18 protein-coding genes and 1 tRNA gene are annotated in these 20,916 nt (G+C 61.0%); 7 read left to right on the top strand and 12 right to left on the bottom strand.

All coding sequences use genetic code 11. The features are described 5' to 3' along the window. Positions 1–69: 69 nt before the first annotated feature. From socB to AC1DNK_RS28635, 4 genes are all read right to left on the bottom strand, one after another. Positions 70–783, bottom strand: coding sequence for a type VI toxin-antitoxin system SocB family DNA replication inhibitor toxin (socB, locus tag AC1DNK_RS28650; RefSeq protein WP_477944528.1), 714 nt, complete (start codon positions 781–783; stop codon positions 70–72). After that, positions 761–1,309 carry a type VI toxin-antitoxin system SocA family antitoxin gene (gene socA / locus AC1DNK_RS28645; protein WP_477944526.1) on the bottom strand — a complete coding sequence of 183 codons (549 nt, stop codon included), beginning with the start codon at positions 1,307–1,309 and terminating at the stop codon, positions 761–763. Before socA ends, socB begins: the two co-directional genes overlap by 23 nt. A gap of 211 nt (positions 1,310–1,520) precedes the next feature. After that, a tRNA-Ala gene (locus AC1DNK_RS28640) sits at positions 1,521–1,596 on the bottom strand. Between the two features lie 154 nt (positions 1,597–1,750). Next, positions 1,751–2,143 carry a TIGR02300 family protein gene (locus tag AC1DNK_RS28635; RefSeq protein ID WP_112385374.1) on the bottom strand — a complete coding sequence of 131 codons (393 nt, stop codon included), beginning with the start codon at positions 2,141–2,143 and terminating at the stop codon, positions 1,751–1,753. Positions 2,144–2,334: 191 nt separating this feature from the next. Here AC1DNK_RS28635 and AC1DNK_RS28630 point away from each other — a divergent pair, with 191 nt between their 5' ends. The 3 genes from AC1DNK_RS28630 (at position 2,335) to rpsA (ending at position 5,497) form a co-directional block, all read left to right on the top strand. Continuing rightward, entirely contained in the window at positions 2,335–2,979 is a 645-nt protein-coding gene (locus AC1DNK_RS28630; RefSeq protein WP_477944525.1) for an FMN-binding negative transcriptional regulator, read from the top strand. Continuing rightward, complete coding sequence (gene cmk, locus AC1DNK_RS28625) at positions 2,976–3,620, top strand: (d)CMP kinase (protein WP_477944523.1); 645 nt, start codon at positions 2,976–2,978, stop codon at positions 3,618–3,620. Before AC1DNK_RS28630 ends, cmk begins: the two co-directional genes overlap by 4 nt. Before the next feature lie 176 nt (positions 3,621–3,796). Beyond that, positions 3,797–5,497, top strand: coding sequence for a 30S ribosomal protein S1 (gene rpsA / locus AC1DNK_RS28620; protein ID WP_112384986.1), 1,701 nt, complete (start codon positions 3,797–3,799; stop codon positions 5,495–5,497). A gap of 78 nt (positions 5,498–5,575) precedes the next feature. Here rpsA and AC1DNK_RS28615 read toward each other — a convergent pair whose 3' ends face one another. The 3 genes from AC1DNK_RS28615 to AC1DNK_RS28605 all read right to left on the bottom strand — a co-directional run bounded on the left by AC1DNK_RS28615 (position 5,576) and on the right by AC1DNK_RS28605 (position 8,808). Continuing rightward, on the bottom strand, positions 5,576–7,066 hold the full coding sequence (locus tag AC1DNK_RS28615; RefSeq protein WP_477944521.1) for a hypothetical protein: 1,491 nt from the start codon (positions 7,064–7,066) through the stop codon (positions 5,576–5,578). A 231-nt stretch (positions 7,067–7,297) separates the two neighbouring features. Then, on the bottom strand, positions 7,298–7,924 hold the full coding sequence (locus AC1DNK_RS28610; protein ID WP_310293699.1) for a ribonuclease D: 627 nt from the start codon (positions 7,922–7,924) through the stop codon (positions 7,298–7,300). A 74-nt stretch (positions 7,925–7,998) separates the two neighbouring features. Continuing rightward, on the bottom strand, positions 7,999–8,808 hold the full coding sequence (locus tag AC1DNK_RS28605; RefSeq protein WP_477944519.1) for a MerR family transcriptional regulator: 810 nt from the start codon (positions 8,806–8,808) through the stop codon (positions 7,999–8,001). Positions 8,809–9,011: 203 nt separating this feature from the next. Here AC1DNK_RS28605 and AC1DNK_RS28600 point away from each other — a divergent pair, with 203 nt between their 5' ends. Both AC1DNK_RS28600 and AC1DNK_RS28595 read left to right on the top strand, forming a co-directional pair. Next, complete coding sequence (locus tag AC1DNK_RS28600) at positions 9,012–10,292, top strand: 4-aminobutyrate--2-oxoglutarate transaminase (protein ID WP_477944517.1); 1,281 nt, start codon at positions 9,012–9,014, stop codon at positions 10,290–10,292. Positions 10,293–10,312: 20 nt separating this feature from the next. Further along, complete coding sequence (locus AC1DNK_RS28595; RefSeq protein ID WP_477944516.1) at positions 10,313–11,794, top strand: NAD-dependent succinate-semialdehyde dehydrogenase; 1,482 nt, start codon at positions 10,313–10,315, stop codon at positions 11,792–11,794. 41 nt (positions 11,795–11,835) lie between these two features. Here AC1DNK_RS28595 and AC1DNK_RS28590 read toward each other — a convergent pair whose 3' ends face one another. Further along, positions 11,836–12,045 (bottom strand): SlyX family protein, encoded by a 210-nt coding sequence (locus AC1DNK_RS28590; protein ID WP_477944514.1) that lies wholly within the window; start codon positions 12,043–12,045, stop codon positions 11,836–11,838. A 161-nt stretch (positions 12,046–12,206) separates the two neighbouring features. Between AC1DNK_RS28590 and uxaC the strand changes: the two genes are divergently transcribed. Then, on the top strand, positions 12,207–13,622 hold the full coding sequence (uxaC, locus tag AC1DNK_RS28585; RefSeq protein ID WP_477944512.1) for a glucuronate isomerase: 1,416 nt from the start codon (positions 12,207–12,209) through the stop codon (positions 13,620–13,622). Continuing rightward, positions 13,619–15,073, top strand: a complete 1,455-nt coding sequence (locus AC1DNK_RS28580; RefSeq protein ID WP_477944510.1) for a mannitol dehydrogenase family protein — start codon at positions 13,619–13,621, stop codon at positions 15,071–15,073. Before uxaC ends, AC1DNK_RS28580 begins: the two co-directional genes overlap by 4 nt. Positions 15,074–15,325: 252 nt before the next feature. Here AC1DNK_RS28580 and AC1DNK_RS28575 read toward each other — a convergent pair whose 3' ends face one another. From AC1DNK_RS28575 to AC1DNK_RS28560, 4 genes are all read right to left on the bottom strand, one after another. Beyond that, entirely contained in the window at positions 15,326–17,776 is a 2,451-nt protein-coding gene (locus tag AC1DNK_RS28575) for a GcvT family protein (protein ID WP_477944508.1), read from the bottom strand. A gap of 1 nt (position 17,777) precedes the next feature. Further along, positions 17,778–18,653, bottom strand: a complete 876-nt coding sequence (locus tag AC1DNK_RS28570) for a phosphotransferase (RefSeq protein ID WP_477944506.1) — start codon at positions 18,651–18,653, stop codon at positions 17,778–17,780. A gap of 71 nt (positions 18,654–18,724) precedes the next feature. Further along, complete coding sequence (locus AC1DNK_RS28565; protein ID WP_477944504.1) at positions 18,725–19,801, bottom strand: ABC transporter ATP-binding protein; 1,077 nt, start codon at positions 19,799–19,801, stop codon at positions 18,725–18,727. A gap of 25 nt (positions 19,802–19,826) precedes the next feature. After that, entirely contained in the window at positions 19,827–20,900 is a 1,074-nt protein-coding gene (locus tag AC1DNK_RS28560) for a Gfo/Idh/MocA family protein (RefSeq protein WP_477944503.1), read from the bottom strand. Positions 20,901–20,916 lie beyond the last annotated feature (16 nt).

The following is a 20,916-nucleotide window of genomic DNA, read 5'->3' as shown; positions in this document are numbered from 1 at the left end:
GCATGCAAAAGGTTGTGGCCTTTAGAGACCGTAACCGAGGCTTTGACGCTCCGCCGCTCTAGCGATCGCCTAGAACAACCCGCCCGTGCCGGTCCCCTGGCGCCGGCTTTCAGCCACACGCTCCTCGCAAACTTCCTGCCACATAGTATAGGTCGAAGCCACCATGTCTTGCAGTTCGTCCATCGAATAGAGCCGCATACCGCTGGCATCGAAGAGGCGCACAGATCGCTCACCATCGTCATGATCAGTGAAACGGATGATCCCGAGGTTAACAGCGGCAAAGTCCTCATCAGCAGCCCGAATGCGCTCGTGCATCATAGAGAACACAAAGCGCCTCCCGAGAACGGTGAGCCCCGTGCTCCGGCGAGGGTCAATGAAGAGGGCGTAGGGCCGCTCATCGATAGCGAGAACCATTGGGAGCCAGAACGTTACCTTGCGGCCCATGCTCATTGCCAGCGGGAAGAACTCGTGGTGCCGGCCCTTGATGTGAGCTGAAGTAGCGTAATTGTGCAGGGCCTTGGCGATACGAAGATTGTTTGTGATCTCGTCACCTGCCTTGCAGGAACGCTCTAGGCGCTCTTTCACCTTCGCAAAGGGAGTTGCTTCGGCTGTACCGAACATCGGCGGCTGAATGTTGAAGATATCGCCGTAGCATTTGCGAACATGGTCATATGAAAATGTTGGGAACCCGGCTCGCATTTTTCTGAGGGCCGCCCGCTTCATGTCATCCGGCAGGGGAGCAATTCGCGCCAGATCGGTATCAGGCAAAAGGGGTATCGTCATTCGGATCTCCAGACAACGGCTCGGAGCCAACTGACATCTTGTGATGTCGGAATCGGTCCCTGATAACAGTATCTGAGATTCGTAGGCCGAACGCAACTTCTGCCCTAGCTTGCTGGACGACATACCACCACGGCGAGTCCTTGGCGTGAGACAGGTCCACCAACCGGCCCGATGGCATTCGCCCATAAGAATTTAAGACTTGCTGAAGCAAACCAATTAGCCGGGGATCGTCGGGCGTCCGCAACGGCCGGGGTTGGCCCGTAAGGGGGTCTTGCCCGGTAGCTCTATATGAGATCGCAGCGGAACCAGCATCCTTGAAAGCACGATAGGCTGCTGGGTGTACAGGACCAAACTGCCAAGCCTCGAAGTACCCCGACACAAGAGGCACCTTGGTCTGCATGAGGTAAATGCCGTGAGCGAAATAAAGGAGCTTCTGGAGGGACAGGTTCGTAAGCTTGATGCCAAGCCGCTCAGCTTCGTCAAGCATGAGATTGGCGACAGCTCGTGGGTCATATCCCGTGGTCATGACATTAAGCTCGTCTCTCCGAATGAGGTCATGTGCTGCTCCCCTGATTCTTGCCCATGCTGATTCGAAAAGCTACACCTCGTTGCGTTAATATCCCCTGATACCTGAGAACCGTGGGTACTCGCCGTGGGTACTTATTTGGGTACTCGTCAAAGCACCGCGTCGCCGTAAAGCACTGATTTCAAAGAAAAATTACTAATTAAGGAAGATTTGGTGGAGCTAAGCGGGATCGAACCGCTGACCTCTTGCATGCCATGCAAGCGCTCTCCCAGCTGAGCTATAGCCCCATCAGGGTGGTCCGGTATTTCTTCCGGTCCTGGGATACTCCGAAGCGGGCTAACCCGGCGGAGTGGCGGCTTATTACTTGCGGTTTTCGCAGATGGCAAGCCTAAAAAAACGGCCCGGAGATTTTTTGTCGTCCGGGCCGTGATTTCTGTCGTATCAGACTTCGTCTTCGTCGCCGGTAACGCCGATGATGTCGCTCATGTCGTCATCTTCATCGTCTTCGTCGGCTTCGAGGAAGGTATCGTCGTCGTCATCGCCTTCGATCTCGACGTCGTCATCGCCCATGTCAGGAATGTCGTCGCCGCTCGCGCCTTCATCGGCGTCCTCGAGCGAGACGAGTTCGACTTCCGTGCTCTCGGTATCGACTTCCTGCACGTCGTCGTCTTCGCTTGCCGCCTCAGCGGCTGCTGCAGCCGAGGTTTCCTGGAAGAAGGATAGGGGATAGGATTTGCCGGTGTACGGAGAAACGATCGGATCCCGGTTCAGATCGTAGAACTTCTTGCCGGTTTCCGGATCGGTACGCTTGGTTCCAAGTTCCGTTTTCGCCACTATAAGCCTCGTGAGAATGGCCGAATACATTCGGCTGTGCCGTGTAAACCGGCGTTCTTTTCGGAATTTATAAGCCGGTCCCCATAATCGTTGCGGCCAATGATGTCAAAGCGAAACTTCGTATCGCAAGATGACCGGCAAATAACATTGTGTTAGGAAGCGCCGAAGACACAGAAACCGGCGAGAAACCAATGTATCAGCCGCCTCACTTCCGGGAAGACGATCTGGCGACCCAGCACCAGCTGATCCGCGCCCATCCACTCGGACTGCTGATCACCGCCGGAGCGAGCGGATTGGTCGCCAATCCTGTCCCTTTCCATCTCGATGCCGCGGCGTCAGAAAAAGGGACGTTGCGGCTGCATCTGGCGAAAGCCAACGGCCAATGGCGCGACATCCAGGACGGAGCACCCATTCTTGCCGTCTTCCAGGGCGCCAACTCCTATGTGACGCCGTCCTGGTACAAGACCAAGCAGGAAACCGGCAAGGTCGTGCCGACCTGGAACTATGCGATCGTTCAGGCGCGCGGCAGCGCCCGGGTGATCGACGATGCGGACTGGCTGCGGTCGCAGATCAACGCGCTCACTGGCCAGCATGAGGGCAACCGCGAGAAGCCATGGGCCGTGGACGATGCGCCCGACGATTTCATCCGGGCGCAGATGAAGGGCATCATCGGCATCGAAATCGAGATATCGGCGCTTGAAGGCAAATGGAAGGTCAGTCAGAACCGCCCCGTTGCCGACCGCGAAGGCGTTGCTGCAGGATTGAGCGCGGCAAGCGGCCAGGAAGACATGATCGAGCTCGTCAGGCGCTACGGCGGGCTGGAAGGAAACCATTGAAAACGACATTCACGATTGCCATCGACGGCCCGGCAGCGGCCGGCAAGGGTACGCTTTCGCGCCGGATCGCCGATGAATACGGCTTCCACCACCTCGATACGGGGCTGACCTACCGGGCGACCGCCAAAGCGCTCATCGATGCCGCCCTGCCGCTCGATGACGAGGCGGTGGCCGAAAAGATCGCCCGCGAGGTTGAACTCGCCGGGCTCGATCGCGATATACTTTCGAAACATGAGATCGGCGAAGCCGCCTCGAAGATTGCCGTGATGCCTGCGGTGCGCCGCGCGCTTGTCGAAGCGCAGCAGCGCTTTGCCGGAATGGCGCCGGGAACGGTGCTCGACGGCCGCGACATCGGTACCGTCGTCTGCCCGCGTGCTCCGGTGAAGCTCTATGTGACGGCTTCGCCCGAGGTGCGCGCGAGGCGGCGCTACGACGAAATCACGGCCAAGGGGACGGCTGCCGATTTCGAGGCGATTTTCGAGGATGTGAAGCGGCGCGACGAACGCGACATGGGACGAGCCGACAGCCCTTTGAAACCAGCCGATGACGCGCACTTGCTTGATACGTCGGAAATGAGTATAGAGGCCGCGTTTCAAGCCGCAAAGTCGATCATCGATGCGGCCTTGAGCCGAAATAACTGAAATTCGAGCGGTCCGGTGGCGCCTTGCGCGGCGGGACGCTTTTTAAAAGCCTGAAATTCCGTCCAAGCGCCGGATTGCTTCCCTTAAGGAGGCGGACTGGGTTCAGGCCTGTTCAACACGAACCAACCGGCGCATACGTGGGCCTTGCAGCTATCGAAGGCCACGCAGGAGATTTTATGTCAGTAGCTACTCCCTCTCGCGAAGATTTCGCGGCCCTTCTCGAAGAGTCCTTTGCCAAGAACGACCTGGCCGAAGGCTATGTCACCAAGGGCATCGTCACCGGCATCGAAAAGGATGTCGCTGTTGTGGACGTCGGCCTGAAGGTCGAAGGCCGCATCGCGCTCAAGGAATTCGGCGCACGCGCCAAGGACGGTTCGCTGAAGGTCGGCGACGAAGTCGAAGTTTACGTCGAGCGCATCGAAAACGCCCTTGGCGAAGCTGTTCTGTCGCGCGAGAAGGCTCGCCGCGAAGAAAGCTGGATCAAGCTCGAAGCCAAGTTCGAAGCTGGCGAGCGCGTCGAAGGCGTGATCTTCAACCAGGTCAAGGGCGGCTTCACGGTCGATCTCGACGGTGCGATCGCCTTCCTGCCGCGTTCTCAGGTCGACATCCGCCCGATCCGCGACGTTTCCCCGCTGATGCACAACCCGCAGCCCTTCGAAATCCTCAAGATGGACAAGCGCCGCGGCAACATCGTGGTTTCGCGCCGTACGGTTCTGGAAGAATCCCGTGCCGAGCAGCGTTCTGAAATCGTTCAGAACCTCGAAGAAGGCCAGGTTGTTGACGGCGTCGTCAAGAACATCACCGATTACGGTGCGTTCGTTGACCTCGGCGGCATCGACGGCCTGCTGCACGTTACCGACATGGCATGGCGCCGCGTCAACCATCCGTCGGAAATCCTGAACATCGGCCAGCAGGTCAAGGTTCAGATCATCCGCATCAACCAGGAAACCCACCGCATCTCGCTCGGCATGAAGCAGCTCGAGTCGGATCCGTGGGATGGCATCCAGGCGAAGTATCCAGAAGGCAAGAAGATCTCCGGTACCGTCACGAACATCACCGACTACGGTGCGTTCGTCGAGCTGGAGCCGGGCATCGAAGGCCTGATCCACATCTCGGAAATGTCCTGGACCAAGAAGAACGTACATCCCGGCAAGATCCTGTCCACGAGCCAGGAAGTCGAAGTCGTCGTTCTCGAAGTCGATCCGTCCAAGCGCCGTATCTCGCTCGGCCTCAAGCAGACGCTGGAAAATCCGTGGGCAGCATTCGCCCGCAACAACCCGGCTGGCACTGAAGTCGAAGGCGAAGTCAAGAACAAGACCGAATTCGGCCTGTTCATCGGCCTCGACGGCGACGTTGACGGCATGGTGCACCTTTCTGACCTCGACTGGAACCGTCCGGGCGAGCAGGTCATCGAAGAGTTCAACAAGGGCGATGTCGTCAAGGCTGTCGTTCTCGATGTTGACGTCGAAAAGGAACGCATCTCGCTCGGCATCAAGCAGCTCGGCAAGGATGCAGTCGGCGACGCCGCTGCTTCTGGCGACCTGCGCAAGAATGCAGTCGTTTCCTGCGAAATCACCGCAGTCAACGACGGCGGCATCGAAGTGAAGCTCGTCGAACACGAAGACATCACCTCGTTCATCCGCCGTGCAGATCTCGCACGCGACCGCGACGACCAGCGTCCGGAACGCTTCTCGGTTGGCCAGGTTGTTGACGCCCGCGTCACCAACTTCTCCAAGAAGGACCGCAAGATCATGCTGTCCATCAAGGCTCTGGAAATCGCAGAAGAGAAGGAAGCTGTCGCTCAGTTCGGTTCGTCCGACTCCGGCGCTTCGCTCGGCGACATCCTTGGCGCGGCTCTGAAGAACCGCGGCGAGTAATCGCTTCAAGCATTGAAACAAAGAACCCGCCGGAGCGATCCGGCGGGTTTTTCTTTGCCCCGATTTTTTGAAGAAACGTTATTCCCAACCGACCATGCGCTGATAGAGCGCGAAGACAGGGTCGGCGGCCGGCGGCTCTTCGTGGCGCGCTTCGATCTCGGGAAGATCGGCGGGCACCCTGCCCTGCGGACGCTGCTCCTGCTGAGAGGCCGATTGCTGCTCCTCGCCAGACTGCGCATCCTGCTCTTCTTCGCTCGCACTGCCTTCATAGTCGCTGCGATGCATCTGGCCATCGCGGCGTTCGGCGCCATCCTTGGCGAATTGATAGGGCTGAGCGATATAGCCGACGCCGTCGGGTGAGCGCAGCAGACCGGCTTTCTGAACCATCTCAGCAAGATCGGCCGGTAGGATCTGCGGCTGGGCGACGATCTCCTTCTGCTGGCGAGCGAGCTGGGCCGGATCGGCTGCAGGCGCTGCGCGTGCCGCTTCCGCCGGCGCGGCTTTGGCGCTCGCCATCTGGTCCGGACCATCCATCGCTTCGTGCATGTCATCACTCGCCGGCTGATCGAGCGCTGCTTCGATATCCTCAGGTGCGTCCGCCAGGGCCTCGAGAAGCGTTGCGGTCTCCTGTTCGTTGATGATGGCGACCAGCAGTTCGGATGCTTCCCCGGTGATCGACGCGAGAACAGCAGGCCAGATCTTCGGAATATCGGGTTCGGCGCGCTCCCTGGCGAGAGGCGCGTGTGGCGCTTCGGCTTCCTCAAGCACCTGCGGCGCATCAGGCGCCATCGCTTTCGTTTCCGGTTGCTCCGGGTCTTCCGATGCGACAGCCTGCGCCAATTCGTTGGCGGCCAGCGGCTCTTCGGCAATCTCTTCGATCACGCCGACCGGTAGATCGGACAAACCGGCAAGCGGAGAAGGCTGGGCCGCAAATGCTGCCGGTCTGGCTTGCGCCTGCGGTTGCGCTTCATGCGCTGCATCGGTCCCTGATTTCGGAGCCGGCAGAACGCTGTCTTCGTGCAGTGCTATGTCAGGTCGTGGTTCCGCCCGAAGCGGTGAAGCATCGTTCTGACGATACGAACGAACGACCGCGCGGGCTACCAGATCGCGATCCTTGTAGCGGACGGTCTCCAGATAGGCGACGACCCGGGCGGCTTCCGGCCCGGCCGGATTCTTCAGTGCTTCGGCGATCAGGCGCAGCGGCAGCGTGTGCCCATCGGCGGCGAGCTGCGTTTCGATCTCGTTGATGCGGGTCGCAGGCAGCTTCTGGATGACATCGGCAAGGCGGGACGCGAAGGTAAGATTGGTTTCGCCATCCTGACGCGGCAGCGGCAGGGCCTCGGATGCTGCATTGATGGCATCGAGCAGCGCGTCGAACATGCGTTCGCGGGCTGCCGCCAATAGGAGATTAAGTTTTCCGGCAATTGCCGAATTCAGATCGGAGCCTTCGACCGCCTGGCCGGGCGCCGGGGCAACGATCGACCGTGCAAGTCCGCTGGCGACAATCGCCGCAGCCTGTCCGTTGGAAGAAAGACTCGTATTTGACGCTGCACGAACCGGAGTCAACATGGCATGCTCCTACTTTCGCAAGTGACAATCGAAGCAGATCACACGAGGGTCGCGCTCATCGGACCCCTCGCATTCTTCCGCAGATCCTCCCGTCCGCATGGCGCGTCATCGCACCGACGAATGCTTAAAAATTGATGATGATTCTACCGAATGGCCGTTAATGAAAAACTAACGGCCGGACAGGATGCCAATCCTGCCCGGCCGTATCATGGCTCTCAAAGATCGCGTTGCTCAGCTGTGGGCGAAAATATCGGTCTCTTCCCAGCCGAGAAGATCAAGCTTGGCGCGGGTGGGCAAGAACGCGAAGCAGGCGGTGGCGTGGTCGAATCGGCCATCGCGCAGCAGGCGCTCGGTCAGCTTGTCGCGCAGCGCATGGAGATGGAGCACGTCGGACGCTGCATATTCGAGCTGTGCCTGCGAGAGCGTCGCCGCCGCCCAATCCGACGATTGCTGTGCCTTGGAGATATCGACCTCCAGCATCTCTTTCAGATTGTCCTTCAGGCCGTGGCGATCCGTATAGGTGCGCGACAGGCGCGAGGCGATCTTGGTGCAGAAGACAGGTGTCGTGGTTACGCCGAAGGTGTGGAACAACACGGCGATATCGAAGCGGCCATAGTGGAAGATCTTCTGGCGGGCCGGATCGGCCAGCATCATCGTCAGGTTCGGCGCTTCCTTCTGACCGGAGGCGATACGGATGACATCGGCCGTGCCGTCGCCCGGAGACAACTGGACGACGCACAGGCGGTCGCGGCGCGGAACGAGACCCAACGTCTCGGTATCGATCGCGATTGCGCCCTTGTAGCGCGCGGCATCCGCCGCGGAGATATCGCCTTCATGATAACGGATGGTGGCGGCCATGGCTCTTCTTTTACCTCGCGTGTTTCTTCCGGCGCTATAGCGCAAAGGCGCTGGCGGCGATACGGCTTTCGACCTCAGAAGGTCGGCGGCGTATTGATCCAGAGCAACACCGTTTCGCCATCATGGCGATTGCGCCAGGAATGATAGCGGCGGCTTTCGAAATAAAGCGAGTCTCCGGGGCCCAGATCGAAGAACTGGTCGGAATCGAGAACCAGCTCCAGGCGGCCCGACAGGACATGCATGAATTCCTCGCCCTCATGCCGGTAGGCGCCTTCGCTGGTGGCGCCGGGCGCCAGCACGAAACGGTGGCAATCCATCATCCGCCGCCCTTCGGCGAGCAGCTGCACGGTGACGCCCGGCGTGGTTTCCGGCCAGGTGCGCCATTCGCCGAAACGGACGACCGCCGTCGCATCATCGGCTTCTTCGCCCGAGAGGCGCGAAACGGTGGTGCCGTAATATTCGGCGAGATCATGTAGGGTCTTGAAGCTCACACCCTGTGACGTGCGCTCCAGCGTCGATAGCGTCGATGACGTGATGCCCATCTCGCCAGCGACCCGATCCAGCGTCTTGCCGGCGGCATGGCGAAGGCTGCGGAGCCGGCGGCCGATATCGGACGCGCCGCCTGTCTCGCCATTGTCGCCGGAGGGCTCTTCGCTTTCGAGCGCCTCGCGGATCGCGGCCGGGTTGAGGCCACGCTCGACACGATACCAGGAAATCTTCTTCAACCGCGCGACGTCGTCGGCGCTGTATTGCCGGTGACCGGTCTCCGAACGATCCGGCACAAGCAGGCCCTGGCTTTCCCAAAGCCGCACTGTGGAGGCGGAAATTCCCGCCAGCCGCGCTGCCTCGGCGACCTTGTAGCGCACCGGCCCGTTATTGTTCATTCGCCAATAAATCCCTGATTCCGTGGTGCTTTATGCATCCTGCCGCGACAGAATCTCTGGTCGTGAGCATCCATCAAAAGGCGTGATGTTTGAAGCAAAAAATGCCGCTTGATTTCTTGCAGGAAAAATGTAGGACTTTTCTACATATCTTGCAGAACTTATGCAAGACAATTCCCAATCCCTTTGAGCGCAGGAGCGCATAGATGAACGCGACCACCCTTACGGACCGGAAGAATGCCGCAATTTCCCGCGGCGTCGGCATGACGACACAAATCTACGCCGACCGCGCAGAGAATGCCGAAATCTGGGACAAGGAGGGCCGCCGCTACATCGATTTCGCCGCTGGCATCGCCGTTCTGAACACCGGCCACCGCCATCCGCGCGTCATCGCTGCCGTCAAGGACCAGCTCGACCATTTCACCCACACCTGCCACCAGGTCGTGCCCTACGAAACCTATGTGCATCTTGCCGAACGCCTGAACGAGCTGGCGCCCGGCAACTTCGCCAAGAAGACGATCTTCGTCACCACGGGTGCGGAAGCCGTAGAGAATGCCGTGAAGATCGCCCGCTCCGCGACCGGCCGTTCCGCCGTCATCGCCTTCGGCGGCGGCTTCCATGGCCGTACCTTCATGGGCATGGCCCTGACCGGCAAGGTCGTGCCTTACAAGGTCGGCTTCGGCGCGATGCCTGGCGATGTCTTCCACGTGCCCTTCCCGGTCGAGCTGCATGGCGTCAGCGCCGAGCAGTCGCTCGCAGCCTTGAAGAAGCTGTTTGCTGCCGATGTCGATCCGCAGCGTGTTGCCGCCATCATCATCGAGCCCGTGCAGGGCGAAGGCGGTTTCTATGCGGCACCTGCCGCCTTCCTGAAGGCGCTGCGCGAACTTTGCGACCAGCACGGCATCCTGCTGATTGCCGACGAAGTGCAGACCGGGTTTGCCCGTACCGGCAAGATGTTTGCGATGGATCACCATGAGGTCGCTCCTGATCTGATGACCATGGCGAAGAGCCTCGCCGGCGGCTTTCCGCTCGCTGCCGTCACCGGCCGTGCCGAGATCATGGATGCACCCGGCCCCGGCGGCCTCGGCGGCACCTATGGCGGCAATCCGCTCGGCATCGCCGCTGCTCATGCCGTTCTCGATGTCATCAAGGACGAAGATCTCTGCAACCGCGCCAACCAGCTCGGCGGCCGCCTGAAGCAGCGTCTGGAATCGTTGCGCGACAAGGCGCCGGAGATTGTCGATATCCGCGGCCCGGGCTTCATGAACGCTGTCGAATTCAACGACAAGACCACCAAGCTGCCGAGCGCCGAATTCGCCAACAAGGTGCGCCTGATCGCGCTGGAAAAAGGTCTCATCCTTTTGACCTGCGGCGTGCACGGAAACGTCATTCGCTTCCTTGCCCCGATCACCATTCAGGACAATATCTTCGGCGAAGCGCTCGATATCCTCGAGGCCTCCATTCTTGAAGCAAGCGCGGGCAAGTAACCGCCTTCGGAGTAAATGACATGGCATTCACGACCGCACTGACCAAACACGTCCCATTCTCCTCTCCGTTCCTGCGCGACACCGGCTACATCAACGGCGAATGGACGAAGGGCGGCGCAACGAAAACCTTCGACGTCCTGAACCCGGCCACCGGCGAAGTTCTGGCCTCGCTGCCTGATATGGGCGCTGCCGACACCCGCAAGGCGATTGATGCGGCCTATGCAGCCCAGCCAGCCTGGGCGGCAAAACCCGCCAAGGACCGCAGCGCCATCCTGCGCAAGTGGTTCGACCTGATGGTCGCCAATGCCGACGAGCTGGCGGCGATCCTGACAGCCGAAATGGGCAAGCCATTTGCCGAAGCGCGCGGCGAGATCCTCTACGCTGCCGCTTACATCGAATGGTATGCGGAAGAAGCCAAGCGCATCTACGGCGAAACCATTCCGGCACCGTCGAACGACAAGCGGATGATCGTCATCAAGCAGCCGGTCGGCGTCGTCGGCACGATCACGCCCTGGAACTTCCCGGCAGCGATGATCACCCGCAAGATCGCGCCGGCGCTTGCCGTTGGCTGCACCGTCGTTTCGAAGCCCGCGGAACAGACCCCGCTTTCGGCCATCGCGCTTGCGGTTCTCGCCGAACAGGCCGGTGTTCCCGCCGGTGTCTTCAACGTCATCGTCGGCGAAGACGGCCCCGCGATCGGCAAGGAGCTTTGCGGCAACGACAAGGTGCGCAAGATCAGCTTCACCGGCTCGACCGAAGTAGGCCGCATCCTGATGCGCCAGTGCTCCGACCAGATCAAGAAGGTCAGCCTCGAGCTCGGCGGCAACGCACCCTTCATCGTCTTTGATGATGCGGATCTCGATGCCGCCGTCGAAGGCGCGATCGCTTCGAAGTACCGCAATGCCGGGCAGACCTGCGTCTGCGCCAACCGTCTCTACGTACAGTCAGGCGTCTATGATGCCTTCGCGGCCAAGCTGGCTGCCAAGGTTGAAGCCATGTCGGTTGGCGACGGCTTCACCTCGGGCATCACCATCGGCCCGCTGATCGACGAGCAGGGTCTTGCCAAGGTCGAGGACCATGTCAGCGACGCGGTCTCCAAGGGTGCCAAGGTGCTGACCGGCGGCAAGCGTATCGAAGGTGCCGGCACCTTCTTCACGCCGACCGTACTCACGGGCGTTGCCAAGGGCATGAAGGTCGCCAGGGAAGAGACCTTCGGCCCGGTCGCGCCGCTCTTCCGCTTCGACACCGTTGAAGAAGTCATCCAGCAGGCCAATGACACCGAGTTCGGCCTCGCCGCCTATTTCTTCGCGGGCGACCTGAAGAAGGTCTGGAAGGTTGCGGAGGCGCTCGAATACGGCATGGTTGGGATCAATACCGGCCTGATGTCGACGGAGACCGCGCCCTTCGGCGGTATCAAACAATCCGGCAACGGCCGCGAAGGCTCGCGCCATGGCGCCGACGATTACCTCGAGATGAAATATCTCTGCATCGGCAATCTCTAAAATCCAAAGGGCGCCTTCGGGCGCCCTTTTCATTTCGGCATTCAATAATGCGGCGGCTTGGTCACGGCCGGCGCTTCCAGCGATTGCTCTTCGAGCGACAGGAAGCGTTCCGTCAAGCGGTCCAGTTTCGCCCGGGTCTGTTCGACCACTTTCCATTGCTCGGCAAGCTGATCCGAAAGCTCTTCGATGGTCTTTGCCTGATGGGCCAAGGCTTCTTCAAGCTGGGTAATGCGGCTGATGTCTTCGGCCATGGTTGTTCTCCACCGGTTTGCTGCTCTTCCAAAACCTATAGCGGCGGCTGCGTCAATGGGGCGCCCGGCATCGATTCCTAAAGTGAACTCATTGGTTACTAATGGGCCTTGCCGTGTCTTTGATCGTGGAGTAGGCCCTAACCCATCAGGGAGGAAATCTTATGGATTCACGAAACGGCTTTCTTCACCAGGACCGGCTTTTTCCGGCCGATCCAGCAACCCGCAGCATCGCGCGCGACCTCTACGAGACCGTCGCCGCTTTGCCGATCGTCAGCCCGCACGGGCACACCGAGCCTTCATGGTTCGCTGACGACAAGCCGTTTGAAGATGCCGCCTCGCTGCTCGTCATCCCCGACCATTATCTGTTCCGCATGCTGCACAGCACCGGCACAAGGCTCGATGAGCTCGGCGTTCCCCGGCTTGATGGCAAGCCTGTCGCCAAGGGCCGTGACATCTGGCGCGCTTTCGCTGCCAAATATCATCTCTTCCGCGGCACGCCGTCCAGCCTCTGGGTCGATCATGCGATGTCGGCCGTGCTCGGCTGTACCGAGCCGCTGACGCCTGACAATGCCGATGCGCTCTACGACCATATCAACGAGCAGCTCGCCAAGCCCGAGTTTCGCCCGCGTGCGCTGCATCAGCGCTTCGGCATCGAGACGATCGCCACGACGGAAGGCGCGCTGGATCCGCTGGTGCATCACCAGAAGATGCAGAAGGATGGCTGGATCGGTAAGGTTCGTACGACATACCGCCCTGACAGCGTGACCGATCCTGACGCTGTTGGCTTCCGCGACAATCTCATCAAGTTCGGTGAGATCACCGGCTCTGACGTCACCAGATGGGACGGCATGATCGACGCGCATCGCAAGCGCCGCGCCTATTTCCGCCAGTTCGGCGCCACAGCGACCGACCACGGCGTGCCGACCGCATTCACCGCGGATCTCTCGGCCACCGAGCGGCAGGCGCTTCTCGACAAGGCATTGAAGGGTCCACTTTCGGCTGCCGATGCCGAGCTGTTCCGTGGTCAGATGATGACCGAGATGGCCGGGCTTTCGGCCGAAGACGGAATGGTCATGCAGATCCACGCGGGCTCGCGCCGCAACACCGACAGCGGTCTGTTTGCGACCCGCGGTCCGAACATGGGCGCCGATATTCCGACCCGGACTGACTGGATCGGCGGGCTCAATGCGTTGCTGTCCAAGTACGGCCATTCGCAGGGCCTTCGCATCCTGCTCTTCACGCTCGACGAGACGACCTATTCGCGCGAGCTGGCGCCGATGGCCGGACATTGGGAATGCCTGATGATTGGCCCACCCTGGTGGTTCCACGACAGCCCGAATGGCATCCGCCGCTATCTCGACCAGGTCGTCGAGACCGCCGGCTTTGCAAATCTTGCCGGCTTCAACGACGATACCCGCGCCTTGCTCTCGATCCCCGCCCGCCACGACGTCTGGCGCCGCGAGGTTTGCGGCTTCCTGGCGCAGCTTGCCGCCGAGCACCGGATCTCCAGGAAAGATGCGGCAATCGTCGCGCGCGAACTCTCCTATGACAACGCGAAGAAGGCCTACAAGCTGTGAGCAATCGACTGAAGGACCTGAACGGCCTGGCGCCGACCGCAAAGCTTCCCGCCTATGACCGCAGCGCGCTGAAGGCGGGCATCCTGCATCTCGGCCCCGGCGCCTTCTTCCGTGCCCATTTCGCGCCGTTTACGGATGCGGCGCTGGCCGCTGACGGCGGCGACTGGGGCATCGAGGTGGCGAGCCTGCGCACGCCTGACGTTGCCGATAATCTCAACGCCCAGAACGGCCTCTACACCGTGTTGATCCGTGATACGTCGGGCACCCCGGCCGAGGTGATCGGTCCGATCCTGAAGGCGCATGTGGCTCCGCGCGATCCGTCGCTGCTCTTGTCGCGTCTCGAAGACCCGGCGATCCGCATCGTCAGCCTGACGGTGACGGAAAAGGCCTATGGCCTCGACGTTCGTACCGGCGGACTTGATCTGACGCATCCGGATGTTGCCGCCGATCTTGCCGACCGCCACGCGCCGCGCGGCGTCGTCGGCTATCTGGTCGAAGGCCTTGCCCGCCGCCGCGCCAAGGGTATCGCCCCCTTCACGCCGCTCAGCTGCGATAATCTGCCGAGCAACGGCGCGGTGCTGAAGCGCCTCGTCCTCGATTTCGCCGGCCGTGTCGATCCGGAGCTTCGCACCTGGATCGAAACCAATGTGCCCTTCCCCTCGACCATGGTCGACCGCATCACGCCCGCCAGCACCGACGCCACCTATGCGGATGCCGAGCGGCTGACAGGACGGCAAGATCTTGCAGCAATCGAGACCGAGCCCTTCACCCAATGGGTGATCGAAGACCATTTCGCCAACGGCCGCCCTGCATGGGACAAGGCCGGCGTGCTGATGGTCGATGAGGTCTCGGCCTATGAAAAGATGAAGCTCCGCATGCTGAACGGCGCGCATTCGCTGCTCGCCTATCTCGGCTACATAGGCGGCTATGAATATATCCGCGACGTGATGGAAGATGAAGGATTGGCGGCTCTCGCCCGACGCCAGATGAATGCTGCGGCCGAGACGCTCGATCCAGTCCCCGGCATCGATCTCGACCACTATGCCGATGAACTGATAGCGCGCTTTGCAAACAAGGCGATAGCCCACCGTACCTACCAGATCGCCATGGACGGAACGCAGAAGCTGCCGCAGCGGCTGCTGGAGCCGGCAACCGAGGCACTGGCCCACGGCAGCAAGGCCGAGACCTACGCCATCGCCGTCGCCGCCTGGATGCGCTACGCCATCGGCGTCGACCGCAACGGCAAGGCATACGAGCTGCGAGATCCGCGTGCGGAGGAGATTGCGGCGCTGCTCGCTGATATCCCACGCAACGGTGGGGCCGTTTCGGCGGCGTTGTTCAAGCTGCCGGGGCTGTTCCCGAAGGCATTGACGGACAATGTTGGTTGGACCGAGGATGTGGCGAACAAGCTCGATATTCTGATCCAGGATAACAGGCTGCCGTTGTTCTGAGGTGATCTAGGAAAAGAGGGCACCAACCTCTCCCTCCTCATCCCTGTGTCCTTAGGGCTGCGCCCACGGGATGTCACAGGGATCCAGCCGGCCCGAGGACTTGGGCCGGAAAGACTCTTCGTCCAACTGAAAGATTCATTCACCGCGCAGACGCGCGGTGGCTAGATTTCTGTGACGTCCCGTGGGCGCAGCCCTAAGGGCACAGGAATGAGGGAAGCATTGGCGGCACCACCGGTGTCCAAAGGCAACAGCCTACCCCTTCACCCTCTTCATCTCGGGATCATACAACGGCTTCAGCGACACCGAGCACGGCACCCGCTCGCGGGCGACATCGAGCTCGTACTTGCCCGACAGCACAAAATCCTCCGTCACGCCCTCAACGTCGCGCACATAGCCGTAGCCAATCGCCTTGCCAATCGTGTAGCCGAAGCCGCCGCTGGAGAGCCATCCTACGCGTTTTCCATCGCGGTAGATGGTTTCGCGGCCGAGCAGGACGATATCAGGGTCATCGGGCACGAAGCAGGCCAGCATCTTCTTGACGCCACCCGTCAATTGACGCTCCACGGCATCGCGGCCACGGAACGGGATGTTCTTTTTGCTCTTAACGGCCCAGGCAAGACCGGCCTCGACGGGCGTATGGTCGGGACCAATATCCGATCCCCAGGCGCGATAGCCCTTTTCCAGGCGGCAGCTTTCGATGGTGCGGTAGCCGGCGTTGACGAGACCGAGGCCGTTTCCGGCGGCCATCAGCGCATCATAGACGGTCGTTGCATACTCGACCGGCACATGCAGCTCGTAACCGAGCTCGCCGACATAGGTGATGCGCAGTGCCCTGACCGGGCAGCCTGCGATGCCGACGGTCTTGACGCGGCCGAAGGGGAAGGCAGCGTTCGAGACATCCGATGAGGTGACCTTCTCCAGCACCAAACGGGCATTCGGGCCCATCAGCGACAGAACCGAATAGGCGGAGGTGACATCGACAAGCTCGGCCTGCATGCCATCAGGAATATTGCGGGCTATCCAGTCGAAATCGTGGGTCGCAAAGCCGGTGCCGGTGACGATGTAATATTCGTTCTCGGCGATGCGGGCGACGGTGAGGTCGCATTCGATGCCGCCCTTGTCGTTCAGCATCTGGGTATAGACAAGCGAGCCGACAGGCTTTGACACATCGTTCGAAGCGATCCAGCTGAGCGCTGCTTCGGCATCGCGGCCCTTCAGCACGAACTTGGCGAAGGAGGTTTGGTCGAAGATGACCGCCGCCTCACGCACGGCCTTGTGCTCGCGGCCAACGGCCTCGAACCAGTTCTGCCTGTTGTAGCTGTAGATGTCCTTCGGCTCCTCGTTGGCGAAGAGATCGGCAAACCAGTTCGGCCGCTCCCAGCCGAGCTTCTCGCCGAAACAGGCGCCCTGAGCCTTCAGGCGATCGTAGAGCGGTGACTTGCGGCAGGGGCGACCGCTCGAATGCTCTTCGAAGGGGAAGGCCAGCGTATAATGTTTGCCATAGGCTTCCAGGGTGCGGGTGCGGACCCAGTCGGTGTCGAAATGCGGGCGGCCGAAGCGGCGGATATCGACCGGCCAGAGATCGTAGGGCGGCTCTCCCTTCGCCACCCATTCGGCCAGCGCCATGCCGGCACCGCCGCCGGACGCAATGCCGAAGGCGTTGAACCCGGCGCCGACGAAGAAGTTCTTGAGTTCCGGCGCTTCGCCGAGAATGAAGTTTCCGTCAGGCGTGAAGCTCTCCGGCCCGTTCAGCAGCTGCTTGACGCCGGCGGTTTCGAGAGCGGGAACGCGGGCCAGCGCCTGTTCCATGATCTGCTCGAAATGATCGTAATTGCTGTCGAGCAGCGTGTAGTGGAAACCGTCGGGAATGCCGCCAGTCGCCCAGGGAATCGGGTTCGGCTCGTAGCCGCCCATGACCAGACCGCCAACCTCTTCCTTGTAATAGGTCAGACGATCGGGATCGCGCAGCGTCGGCAGGTTCGAGGGTACGCCGAAGGATTCGGTGATCAGATATTGATGCTCGGCGGAGACGAGCGGCACATTGACGCCGAAGCGCGCCGCGAAACTGCACGTCCATTGACCGGCGCAGACGACGACGCGCTCGCATTCGATGCGGCCATTGGCGGTGACGACGGCGCGGATACGGCCCTTGTCGATTTCGAGATCGATGACTTCGGTGTCTTCAAAGATCGAGACGCCAGCCATGCGGGCGCCACGGGCAAGCGCCTGAGTGATGTCCGAAGGGTTGGCTTGGCCGTCGGTCGGGAGATAGGCCGCGCCGACGAGGTCATCAATCGTCATCAGCGGCCAGAGATCGAAGGCCTCCTGCGGCGTCAGCAGATGCATCTCGAGGCCAAAGGACTGCGCAGTCGTTGCCTGGCGCTTGACCTCGGTCCAGCGCTCCTCGTTGCAGGCGAGCCTCAGGCCGCCATTCATCTTCCAGCCGGTGCCGAGCCCGGTTTCCGCTTCAAGCTTCTTGTAGAGATCGACGGAGTAGCCGAGCAGCTGGGTGATGTTGGCGCTGGTGCGCAGCTGGCCGACGAGGCCGGCAGCGTGGAAGGTCGTGCCCGATGTCAGCTTCTTGCGCTCGAGCAGCACGGTATCGGTCCAGCCGAGCTTGCCGAGGTGATAGGCCGTCGAGCAGCCGATGATACCGCCGCCGATGACCACGGCCTTCGCCGTCTTCGGTAATTCCTTCGTCATTCTACTGATCCTGTTCAAATGCATTGTAGGCGCGCTCGAAGCGCGCGAGATTCTCGGCGGTATAGGCAGCATAATCGAAATCGATGGTCGAATGGATCTCGGAGACCATGCTCCAAAGTGCCTCGCGTAGCAGAGAGGCGCATTTCATCGCGCTGTAGCGGCGCCAGAGATCGGGGGTCAGCGGCTTTTCGAAATAGCTTTCAAGCATCGTCCGTTCGGCGGCTTCCGGGAGCTCGTTGTTCGAGGCAAGGCCGCCGAGATCGAAGAGCGGCGTGTTGAAGCCGGCATAGTCCCAGTCGATCAACCAGAGCCGTTTGCCGTCATCGAGGAAATTCGCGGCCAGCAGATCGTTGTGCCCGAAGCCGATTTCGAAGGGGCCGGCCGCAGCTTCCAGACGCTCGGCCTTTTCTAGCAGACCTGGCAGAAGCGGCGCATAGGCGCTGCCCGCAGTGCCGAGATTTGCGGCATAATCGCGGATAACGTGGAAGACCCAGAAGATCATCGCCTGGCCGCGGAAGTGGCGGGCGATGTCGCCGTGGCAGGCGCGGACCAGCGGCAGCGTCCGCAGCAATGTTGCTTCATCTTGCAGATCAGCCGCGGTCAGTGCCCGCGATTCGATGAAGTCCAGAACGAGGATACCGGGCGCATGATGGATGACGGCGGGCGAAAGACCAGCGACATGAGCAGCAATGCTGGCGGCAAGCTCATTCTGGCGGTTGATGTGATGAACCGGGATATCATCGCCCAACCGGACGACGCGCCGCGTGTTGCGATCCCTGACGAGGTAGTTGCGGTTGGTGATGCCGCCGGTGATAGGTTCGATCTCGAGCGGTCCGTGCCAGATGCCGAGTGCATGAATCCTATCTTCAGGCGTCACGCTTGTCCCCCTCGTGGCCCATTTTCAAAATGATGGGCCAGAGGAGGATCGGCTGTCAAGCAGAGGCCCGGTCAGATCGTGGCGCCGGACGCATCGAAGACGTGACAGCGGGCCGGATCGAAGGAGGTCTTCACATTGGTGCCGCGCTCGACCTTTTGCTGGCCATCGAGAGCGATGGTCAGCTGCTGGCCATCCGGCGTCGTCGTGTAAAGCATCGTGGCGCCGCCGAGATTTTCGACGAGATCGACATTGACGGTCGCAAGGGCTGTTCCGGCATCGGCAACGCCGAGATGCTCAGGGCGAATTCCGAATGTCACATCCTGGCCTGCGGAGCCCTTCAGACGCCGCGGCAGGCGAATCGAACTGCCGCAGACACTGACGGTGGTGTCGGCATCACTGACCTGCTCGATCTTCGCCTTCAGGAAGTTCATCTTCGGGCTGCCGATGAAACCGGCGACGAAGCGGTTGGCCGGGTTGTTGTAGAGGTCGAGCGGGGCGCCGACCTGCTCGATGCGGCCGGAATTCAGGACGACGATCTTGTCCGCCATGGTCATCGCCTCGACCTGATCGTGCGTCACATAGATCATCGTATTGCCGAGGCTGCTGTGCAGGCGGGAAATCTCGACGCGCATCTGCACGCGCAGTTCCGCATCGAGGTTCGACAGCGGCTCGTCGAAAAGGAAGATGCGCGGCTCCCGGACAATAGCGCGGCCGATGGCAACACGCTGGCGCTGGCCGCCGGAAAGCGCCTTGGGCTTGCGTTCCAGCAGCTTTTCGATCTGCAGAATCTCGGCGGCGCGGCGCACCTTCGGCTCGATTTCGGCCTTCTTGTAGCCGGCTGTCTCCAGCCCGAAAGCCAGATTCTTGTAGACCGACATATGCGGATAAAGCGCATAGGACTGGAACACCATAGCGATCCCGCGCTTTGCCGGCGCGACCTCGTTCATGCGCTCGTTGTCCAGAAGCAGCGCGCCGCCGGAAATCTCCTCGAGCCCGGCTATCATCCGCAGCAGCGTGGACTTGCCACAGCCGGACGGGCCGACGAAGACGGTGAACTCACCGGGATCGATCGTCAGGTCGATGCCATGAATGACATCCAAGGAACCGTAGCGCTTCTCGACCTTTTGAAGAACGACACTCGTTGCCATCTTCCCAAATCCTCTCCTGATCCCGTTATCGCGTTTTTGCACGCCAGTCGGCGTATTTGGGGCTCTCCGGCCCGATCGGCAGCGCAACGTCAGCTCCGCTGTCCGAGGATTGATAGATTGCCGTCACCAGCTCCAGAGCGCGGCGCGCATCCGCCGATGTCACCGGCAGCGGCCCACTGCCACTGAGATAGTCGTGGAAGCGGACCATCTGCGTGTTGAAGCGCGGCGCCACCGGCTGCCAGTCGGCGAGCGCTTTGTCGACCTGCGCCTGCACGTCATCATTTGCGGCGATGATCTGCCAGGGGCCTTTGCCCGGCGAGTAGGGTTCGTGATTGCTCTCGAACGTGACGTTTTCGAAATGCAGCCGGAGGCGGCTGATTTCCTGCTGGGAGCCGAGCGTGCACGAGAGCGACACGAAGGCGCCGTTGTGCATCTCAAGGCTCACCGAGGCACAGTCTTCGACCTCGATATCGTTGACGCGTGTAGCAACACGGCCGAAGACGCGCGCAGCCGGGCCAGCAAGATGGAAGAGCATATCATGCAGGTGCAGCGCATGCGTGACCAGCACACCGCCAAGCTCGGTCGCCCATTTGCCGCGCCAAGGCACGGCGTAATATTCGGGTTTGCGCAGCCAGAAGGTCTCAACCGAACCCATATAGAACTTGCCTGCAATGCCGGCATCTACGATGCGCTTCGCCTGCTCGATGCCATCGCCGTAGCGATACTGGAAGATCGGCATCAGCGTGCCCCTGGCCGTCTTCTCGGCACGCATGATCTCGTCGACGCCAGCCAGCGATCCCGTCAGCGGCTTTTCGCAGACGACGTGCTTTCCAGCAGCAAGGGCTGCGATCACCTGCTCCTTGTGGATGCCAGGCGGCGTGCAGATATCGATGATGTCGATACCGTCGTCCGCCAGAAGCTCGTCGAAGGACGTGGTGCGGCGCTCGATGCCGAATTCGTCACCGACGGTCTTCAGCCGTTCCTCGTTCAGGTCGCAGATCGCTGCGACCTTGAAGCGATCAGGATGCGGCAGATAGCCCTCGACGATATGCGAACGCCCGATACCGCAGCCGACGATGGCAACAGTCTTGATGCTCATGTCACTCTTTCCCATC

It is taken from the genome of Rhizobium sp. 01N424 (genome assembly GCF_056399485.1).
This window is presented reverse-complemented; position numbering and strand designations above follow the sequence as displayed.

What these genes read in the sequence shown, in the direction of transcription:
- AC1DNK_RS28565 (WP_477944504.1), bottom strand. Translation starts at nt 19,801, where the DNA reads ATGGCAACGAGTGTCGTTCTTCAAAAGGTCGAGAAGCGCTACGGTTCC.
- AC1DNK_RS28605 (WP_477944519.1), bottom strand. Translation starts at nt 8,808, where the DNA reads ATGAACAATAACGGGCCGGTGCGCTACAAGGTCGCCGAGGCAGCGCGG.
- rpsA (WP_112384986.1), top strand. Translation starts at nt 3,797, where the DNA reads ATGTCAGTAGCTACTCCCTCTCGCGAAGATTTCGCGGCCCTTCTCGAA.
- AC1DNK_RS28615 (WP_477944521.1), bottom strand. Translation starts at nt 7,066, where the DNA reads ATGTTGACTCCGGTTCGTGCAGCGTCAAATACGAGTCTTTCTTCCAAC.
- AC1DNK_RS28630 (WP_477944525.1), top strand. Translation starts at nt 2,335, where the DNA reads ATGTATCAGCCGCCTCACTTCCGGGAAGACGATCTGGCGACCCAGCAC.
- socA (WP_477944526.1), bottom strand. Translation starts at nt 1,309, where the DNA reads ATGACCACGGGATATGACCCACGAGCTGTCGCCAATCTCATGCTTGAC.
- AC1DNK_RS28595 (WP_477944516.1), top strand. Translation starts at nt 10,313, where the DNA reads ATGGCATTCACGACCGCACTGACCAAACACGTCCCATTCTCCTCTCCG.
- AC1DNK_RS28575 (WP_477944508.1), bottom strand. Translation starts at nt 17,776, where the DNA reads ATGACGAAGGAATTACCGAAGACGGCGAAGGCCGTGGTCATCGGCGGC.
- AC1DNK_RS28600 (WP_477944517.1), top strand. Translation starts at nt 9,012, where the DNA reads ATGAACGCGACCACCCTTACGGACCGGAAGAATGCCGCAATTTCCCGC.
- uxaC (WP_477944512.1), top strand. Translation starts at nt 12,207, where the DNA reads ATGGATTCACGAAACGGCTTTCTTCACCAGGACCGGCTTTTTCCGGCC.
- AC1DNK_RS28560 (WP_477944503.1), bottom strand. Translation starts at nt 20,900, where the DNA reads ATGAGCATCAAGACTGTTGCCATCGTCGGCTGCGGTATCGGGCGTTCG.
- socB (WP_477944528.1), bottom strand. Translation starts at nt 783, where the DNA reads ATGACGATACCCCTTTTGCCTGATACCGATCTGGCGCGAATTGCTCCC.
- AC1DNK_RS28590 (WP_477944514.1), bottom strand. Translation starts at nt 12,045, where the DNA reads ATGGCCGAAGACATCAGCCGCATTACCCAGCTTGAAGAAGCCTTGGCC.
- AC1DNK_RS28610 (WP_310293699.1), bottom strand. Translation starts at nt 7,924, where the DNA reads ATGGCCGCCACCATCCGTTATCATGAAGGCGATATCTCCGCGGCGGAT.